The 7590-nt window shown below is 48.8% G+C and carries 5 protein-coding genes; all 5 read right to left on the bottom strand.

Going from position 1 to position 7590, the window contains the following annotated elements; all coding sequences use genetic code 11:
• Window positions 1-69: 69 nt before the first annotated feature.
• Window positions 70-3570, bottom strand: coding sequence for a sister chromatid cohesion protein PDS5 (locus ACLFWI_RS22855; protein ID WP_446414838.1), 3501 nt, complete (start codon window positions 3568-3570; stop codon window positions 70-72).
• 43 nt (window positions 3571-3613) lie between these two features.
• Window positions 3614-4072: a helix-turn-helix transcriptional regulator gene (locus ACLFWI_RS22850; RefSeq protein ID WP_446414837.1), complete on the bottom strand. Its 459-nt coding sequence runs from the start codon at window positions 4070-4072 to the stop codon at window positions 3614-3616.
• Between the two features lie 159 nt (window positions 4073-4231).
• Complete coding sequence (locus ACLFWI_RS22845; protein WP_446414836.1) at window positions 4232-4492, bottom strand: DUF4278 domain-containing protein; 261 nt, start codon at window positions 4490-4492, stop codon at window positions 4232-4234.
• A 107-nt stretch (window positions 4493-4599) separates the two neighbouring features.
• Window positions 4600-4767 carry a hypothetical protein gene (locus ACLFWI_RS22840; RefSeq protein WP_446414835.1) on the bottom strand — a complete coding sequence of 56 codons (168 nt, stop codon included), beginning with the start codon at window positions 4765-4767 and terminating at the stop codon, window positions 4600-4602.
• A 514-nt stretch (window positions 4768-5281) separates the two neighbouring features.
• On the bottom strand, window positions 5282-7590 hold a 2309-nt coding region (locus ACLFWI_RS22835; RefSeq protein ID WP_446414834.1), incomplete at its 5' end, for a beta strand repeat-containing protein.

Genomic DNA, 7590 nt, shown 5'->3' with positions numbered 1-7590 from the left:
GATCTGAAGGGGGACTTTGATCTACTGTACTTTATTACAGCGCAAAGCGCTGTATCTGAACTCTCAACTCTAATGGGATGGTATCTGCTGGGGAAATGCTATAGACTGGCTCTCTATTTGAATCTCAGTTGCAGCCACACCCGTTCGTTGATTCAGTTCCTCCACCACGAAGTTAGGCACTCCACCTTGAGCCAGACAACAATCTCGCACCGCCAGCAGGAAGCCTTGAATCGCAGCGGGGGTTCCTTCCACATAGTCGGCTTTGTTTAAGAAATTGCACCATTTTTGCTCATCGCTACCGTAAATATCAACTAAGTGCAAACCCGCTAAATATTCGGCGATGGGATCAACCGCAAAACGGATTTGGTCTTGAGCCGGACCAATAATTTGAATTAAACCCAGACGTTCTTTAAGATAATTGAGGTGTATTTCGGGTTCATCACCTCCTAGGGCATTGAGGGTATCTTGGCGTTTGGCTGGTGTGGGTCGATATTTGAGTCTTAGACATTCCCAAGCGATGATTTTGGCATCTTTCTGTACTGTACAGTTATCCAATGTATCGCTCACAACGTTTTGGTTGAGTTCATTCAAGTATGAAAGCATTAATTCAGGAATATTGTCGGGTAAATCCTGTTTACCTGTGCCTTCTTTAGCCGCAATCATCTGTTCGGCAAACAGCCTTGCCAGCAGCACTGTAATATTACGCTGTCCCACCATCAGAGAAAGTTGCCGACAGGCATCAAAGTATTCCGCATCGTCAAATAAATTCCGTTTACCCTGTTCAGTGAGGTAAGCTTCCATAAACGAGGAAAGGCGATTACCAGCAACTCGCATCGGTTGAATTTTTGTCTTGGTCACACCACCCAGTTTTTCTGCAAATCGGGAGGTGACAATTAAACTGTTAATTGGGAAATCAGGCTGAGCCGGACAGATAGCACGGCGGGTGTCTTCGTTCATTTCGGAGAGATGATCCACAATCACCAAAATCCGCCGACGTCGCAGCAGACGTTCCAGGAGTTTATTGGGTATTTTTTCTTCGATGTCGATTAGGTCTTGCAACTGCCCATTAATGGTGTCTAAAAGTTGGGATTGCGGTGATTTATCGGCGGCTTCAACATTGAGATCCTGTTCAATGAGTACAGGTAACATCTGGTGTTTACACAGACGTTCGGTTTCATCCTCTGACATTGCCCAGCGAGCAATTTGACAGGCGAGGCTGGTTTTTCCGGCTCCTCCTTCTCCCCAGATGAGTAAGCAGTCTCGTTGTTTTTTAAAGGTGGGGCGTAATTCTTTACCGGTGAGATTGGGGAGGGTTTTACCATTGAGAGTAACGGGCATGGAAATATAGACTTGGCGGTTTTTGACGGTTTCTTTGTCCTGAAATTCGGCTTGAGCGGATTGGATATGTGCTTTGACCCAGGCATCTAGTACTCTGGGGTGATAATGAAAAAACTGGATCATCAGAGCCGTGCGAAGCGATATCTTAAAACCGCCCAGGTTTGGGGGCAATTCGATAACATCGGTGTATTTCATCAGGATTTGGTTGAGATTCAACAACCACAAGGGGCGCAGCCAGAGGAGGATTGACCAAAGAGATGGAACACAGATCAGGTAGACTATTACTCCCATTGCCCAGGGATTCTGGCGAATCAAATTGGAAACGTGAGCGTTTTGTTGGTCTTTCAGGTCTGCGATCGCCCGACGTACAGCGTTAGTCTCTTCCTCTGAGAACTCCGTTTGATTGGCTTCCAGAATCTTTAGGGCTTTCTCCAATTCAGATCTTGTAGACGCTAATTCTTTCGGAGATAGTGTGTTTACGTTGTCCTGAAGGCTATCAGCCATAAGCTTCAGAGCTAAAGCTGCATTGCTACGAATATCCTTATCTGGCTCTTCAAGCGCTGCTCTTAAGTCGGGGATTGTCTCTTTGGCATCAGCGCCGATACCCCCCAGAGCATAAACGGCAGAGCGACGTACTTGCACATCCTCACCGTTGTCTTTGAGAATTGCTCTTAACTCCGGAACAGTTTCTTTAGCCTCTGCACCGATTTTCCCTAAAGCACTAACCGCATTTGAGCGCACATCTGTATCGGAGTCTGTGAGTGCTGCTTGCAAGTCTGGAACAGTCTCTTTGGCATCAGCACCGATACCTCCCAAACCATAAGCGGCATTTCCACGCACGTACTTCTCTGAGTCTTGGAGTGCTGCTTGCAAGTCGGGGACAGCCTCTTTCGCCTCAACACCAATTTCCCCCAAAGCATAAGCGGCATTTCCACGCACGTATTTATCGGAGTCTTGGAGTGCTGCTCTCAAGTCGGGAACAGCTTCTTTAGCCTCAACACCAATTTTAAGCAAAGCCCAAGCCGCACTTCTACGAACTTGTACTTCTTTGTCTTCTTTAAGTGCTACTCTCAATTGGGGAACCGCTTCTTTAGCGCCGATAGCTCCCAGCGCATCAGCCGCCCAGCTTCGCACCTGCGCCTCCTTATCCTCTTTGAGCGCTACTATCAAATCAGGAACCGCCTCTTTGGCATCATGACCGATCATTTCCAAAGCATAAGCCGCACTTCTGCGAATATCCTTATCTGAGTCTTGAAGTGCCTGGATCAAATCAGGAACTACCTCTTTGGCATGACTGCCAATCCTTCCCAGAGCCCAAGCTGCATTGCGACGCACATCCTTGTCGGAGTCTTGGAGCGCCGCCCTCAAATCAGGAACGGCATCTTTGGCATCAGCACCAATGCCCCCCAGCCCATCAGCGGCACTACTACGGACTTGCGCCTCTTGGTCTTGGAGAGCTTTGATCAACTTAGGAACCGCGTCTTTGGCATCATGACCGATATTGCCCAGTGCTGAAGCGGCACTGCTGCGTACTCGTGCATCTGTATCTTGAAGGGTTTCTATCAAATCGGGAATAGCATCTTGAGCGTCATGACCGATACTCCCCAGCGCATCAGCGGCACTGCTTCGTACTCGTGCCTCTTTGTCTTGAAGGGCTTCTATCAAGTCAGGAATAGCATCTTGAGCCTGAGAACCGATATTCCCTAACCCATTCGCGGCACTCCAACGGACTTGCTCTTTGTCTGATTTTAACCCTTCTAGTAGATCCGGGATAGCTGCTTTTCCAATTTTCCCCAGGGCATCGACGGCACCTTGACGAACTTGCAAATTCTCTGACTGTAAGGCTTCAATGAGTTGGGGAATCGCGGGTGAACCAAGTTTTCTTAACGCATCAACAGCGTCCTCAACTAGAAATTCATCCGCTTTTTTTAAGTTTTCAATTTCTGATGCAATTTCCGCCTTTGTTGGTTCTTGCGCCCAAGTATTACGGGTTACTCCGAATAGGGGGACAAGACAGAGAATAGTCGTTGCGATCGCGAGTTGGGTTGTCCAGGCTTTTTTGCCAGTGAAACACCATCCTTGGGGACACTGAAGCCTTGCTGGTAATGATATCAGATTTTGTGGGGGGCTGTCATGATTACTAGGGGTGTCGCTGACAACCAAGCCATGAGATTTGGCTAGGGAGGGATTGGGTGTAATCCCTGAAGCATGAAGTCGTTTTGAGTTTTCCATGGTAGAGCAATGAATTAAGGGTAAACTATTGAACGTCTAAAACCTAATCAGAAGTAAGTTGATAGGGTTTGCCATGGGATTGATGCGCTTTTCTCCAGGCTTGGGGTGGTATGCCGTTAAGCTGGCGAAACTGTCGAATAAAATAGCTAGTATCGAAATAGCCTACAGCTTCTGCGATCGCTTGCACGGATTGACTGGTGACGAGGAGTAAGCGACGGGCTTCTGCCATGCGCCGCTTGATAATCCAGCGACATACCGACTGTCCCGTCTGGCGTCGCACTAAGTCGGTTAAGTAAGCAGGGGAGTAACCCACGGCTTGGGCGACATCGCGCAGGCTTATTTGTTGGTGATAGTTCTCTTCGATAAAGTTAAAGCATTCACTGAGTTTGGGAATGGAGGGAAAGACAACTGAATGGTTGGTTGATGAAGGGGTGTGAGCCGTAAATTCTCTAACAATAGTTCGGGTTTGGGTATCATTTTCAATGATTAGAATGGTTTTCATTAGAAACCTGATCCTGTTCTTTAATTTGAAGTCTAGGACGATTTAAATTGGGGATGGGTAACCGCTATAGCAACCGCCATAGCGGTTAGGACACATCTTATGGTAGAGACGTTGCATGCAACGTCTCTACTTGTGCTCATCGATGTATCTACTGCTATATCATCGAGATGAGGCGCGACTTTGAACCCCTTGTTTTGGTTTAGGGTTGAAGGGTAAAGGCGTGGATTTCAAGCCCCAGACAGGGCTGATATAAGAGATACCGCGATACTTTAGTTGTCGAAATCCTGCCACGGAAATGGCGTTTTTCAGGATAGGTTTGCGCCAGGGCTTCCCTCGATAGTTACCAACGGTTTTATATCCAGTGCTGGGAATTACAGTGGGATTTTTCTGGTAAGGAACGCCACGATAACAGAGTTGCATTGGCTTAGTTTCTCCTGGGAATGGCTAAAAATTTGCTCTTTAATTAATACGATACGGAAAGAAACGAAGCGATGCATTCACTGTTTCTGCCAAGTTGATGGTAAGAATTAGACAACATTATGGCGCAATCCTGTCATTGCCCTTGCCGAAAACTGCCAATCCACGGATTGGAGTGAGTAATTGCCATGGGTACAATTGGCGAGATTCTTGTTAAACGAAACTATAGATAAGGTTGAAATACTCAAGTTGCGTAAGTCCTGTAAGCTGTCACGCATTTAAATTGGCAATGGGTAGCGAGCAAGATGCTCGCATTACAAAGATTTTGCAGTGGTTAACATTAAGGTTTAAATGCCGAATAGCAGTTGGTTGGTCTTAATCGATGTGTCTACTGCTATAAATGAAACTATCCATTAAAAATATGATGTAGGGGCGCACCGACGTGCGCCCTCATCCTATTGGGGAATACCATAATGTGATAAATTGTGATTGGATAAAGTTACCTATCCCCCTAATTTAACCTCTGGTGAAATTTAGCCGGAGATAGATAATAGGACACAGCTTAGGGATAATTGATTCGGTAGGGACACGATACTATCGTGCCCTGATCTAGTTCTCTTCAGGGGGTATTTATTTGCTATGACACAGCCAAAATTGTGGAACAGATTTGACCATTGAATCGGGCGCACGGGGCGTGTTGGGCGCACGTCGGTGTGTCGGGCGCACGTCGGTGCGCCCCTACGGTTTCGGAATTCCTCAAATCAGGTGTGCCGAACTACTACCCTTTTACCGTTACTCCCCACATAAACGACCCATGATTAATTCCCCATTGGCTAATCGATATATCCCCGTGGGCTCGATAATTGGATCACCGATTTTCCAAGGGCGACGAGTTGAGGAAGATTCTTCCCCAGCTCCCTCACGGGGTATTGACCGCACCGTCCCCGTCTGATACGGTGTAACATAAAGATCCCCAGGGCGAAACGGGATACCCCCCGTACCCGTAATAAAGAAGCTACCCCGTTTCGGTTCATGGCGACGGGCGATGCAACTTTCGGCAATTAGTTTGTCGGTATCGATTTGATTATTGGATAAGGGGGTGAGGCTGTTGCGAACTGCGCTGGTGTCGGGTAGGGTAATCACCCCTTCTACTGCACCTGTGGCATTGATATCCACTCGACCATTATGATCCAGGGTATCAGGATCAGTGCCTTTGGGGGCAGGAGCATAGGCAAAACCGAAGAAGACGGGAGTATTGAAGGTGATATCACCCCCTTTGCCATCTTGGGCGAATGCCAGGATATCGCTATCGGCAAATGCCAGGATGGTGTCGGCAGTTAGGGTAATATTACCGCCACCGCCGACTCCAGAGGCGACATCGGTTCTGATGTCACTGTCCCCAAATAGGCGGATGTCAGCAGCCGTGATGGTAATCGCACCGCCTGCTGATTGAGTCGCCGAGGTTTCAATTGAGCCATTATTGGCGGTGAGTTGTCCACTGTCTACTGTGATAGTGCCCGCCGGGGCTGCACCTTTTGATTGGGCGAGTATACGGGCTTGGTTGGTGAGGATGAAGGATTCGCTGGCGTTGATGGTGAGATTACCGCCTAAGCCTTGGGGGTTGGGGGAGGCGGTGGATGCTGAGATAGTTGCGCCGTCGGTGATGGTGAGATTTTGGGTGTCAAGGGTGAGGTTTCCGGCTGCACCATCGCCTGTGGTTTCTACGGAGAGTTGTCCTTGTCCGCGAATGGTGATGGCTTCCGGTGCGGTGACGCTTAAGCTTCCCCCTTCACCGCTACCGGAAGTAGCGGCAGAGATTTTGGCGTTATCTTGAAGGTTAATGGTCAAATCCTGTCCATTGGCAAAGGGTTGCAGGGTTAATGCACCAGCGGGGGCGACGCCTTCGGTTTCGGCTAGTAAGCCATTCATCTGACCTGAGAAATTGACAGTAGAGGCATTGACGTTGATACTGCCACCTCGTGCTGAGGGAGTGGCTGTGTTTGTAGCTGTGGCAGAGATTCTGGTTCCATCTTTGATATCTAAAGTCTCAGTTGTAACGGTCACATCTCCGGCTTGACCAACTCCCCTTGTCTCAACGGAGAGCTGACTGTTGTCGCTCAAGATGACCGCTTGCGGTGCTGTAACGCTTAGATTGCCTGCATTTCCTTGCCCAGCGGTGAGAGTATTCAGTTGAGCGCTCCCTGTTACCAAAAGCAACCCAGTGGTGATGGTGATATCGCCTCCCTGGCCAACACCTGTTGTATCTACACGGCTAAATACCCCACTGGAGCCTCCATTGCTATTAACCCCATTGAAAGAGATGCGATCGCGGGCATCAATAGTCACCTTACCTGCATTTCCCTGTCCTGCGGTGAGGGCATATAGCCCACCGCCATTGGTCACTGACAGTGAGTTCGTGGTGATAGTGATGTCGCCTGCGTTACCTCTTGCTGGCGGTTGATCCGTATTGGCATTACTCTCCACGGAGCTGAATACCCCACTGGCGCCTCCGTTGCTATTCTCTCCATCTATCAAAACCGTATCGCGGGCATTGATAATCACGTTGCCCCCATTCCCTTGACCTTTTGTTAAGGCAAACAATCCAGCACCTGTGGTTATCGAAAGCGAGCCAGTGCTGATGGTAATATCGCCTCCGTCACCTCTTGCTGGCGATCGCTGGGTATACTCATTACTATCCACGGAGCTGAAGATGCCACTGGCACCTCCGTTGCTATTCTCTCCATCTATCAAAACCCGATCACGGGCATTGATAATCACGTTGCCCCCATTCCCTTCACCTTTAGTGTTGGCAAACAATCCAGCACCTGTGGTTATCGAAAGCGAGCCAGTGCTGATGGTAATATCGCCTCCGTCACCTCTTGCTGGCGGCTGATCCGTATAGGCATTGACATCCACTGAACTGAATACTCCACTGGCACCTCCGTTGCTATTCTTTCCATCTATCAAAACCTGCTCGCGGGCATTGATAGTCACGTTGCCCCCATTCCCTTGTCCTTGGGTCAGGGCATTGAGTGCAGCGCCCCCCGTTATCGAAAGCGACCCGGTAGTGATCGTGATGTCGCCTCCATCGCCTACGGCTT

The organism is Coleofasciculus sp. (genome assembly GCF_046539235.1).
GTDB lineage: Bacteria > Cyanobacteriota > Cyanobacteriia > Cyanobacteriales > Coleofasciculaceae > Coleofasciculus.
The sequence above is the reverse complement of the archived record's forward strand: the minus strand, read 5'-3'. Positions and strand labels throughout refer to the sequence as shown.

Bases quoted from the DNA above. Each gene is read 5' to 3' on its own strand.
- ACLFWI_RS22855 (WP_446414838.1), bottom strand. From the start codon at position 3,570: ATGGAAAACTCAAAACGACTTCATGCTTCAGGGATTACACCCAATCCC.
- ACLFWI_RS22850 (WP_446414837.1), bottom strand. From the start codon at position 4,072: ATGAAAACCATTCTAATCATTGAAAATGATACCCAAACCCGAACTATT.
- ACLFWI_RS22845 (WP_446414836.1), bottom strand. From the start codon at position 4,492: ATGCAACTCTGTTATCGTGGCGTTCCTTACCAGAAAAATCCCACTGTA.
- ACLFWI_RS22840 (WP_446414835.1), bottom strand. From the start codon at position 4,767: ATGCGTGACAGCTTACAGGACTTACGCAACTTGAGTATTTCAACCTTA.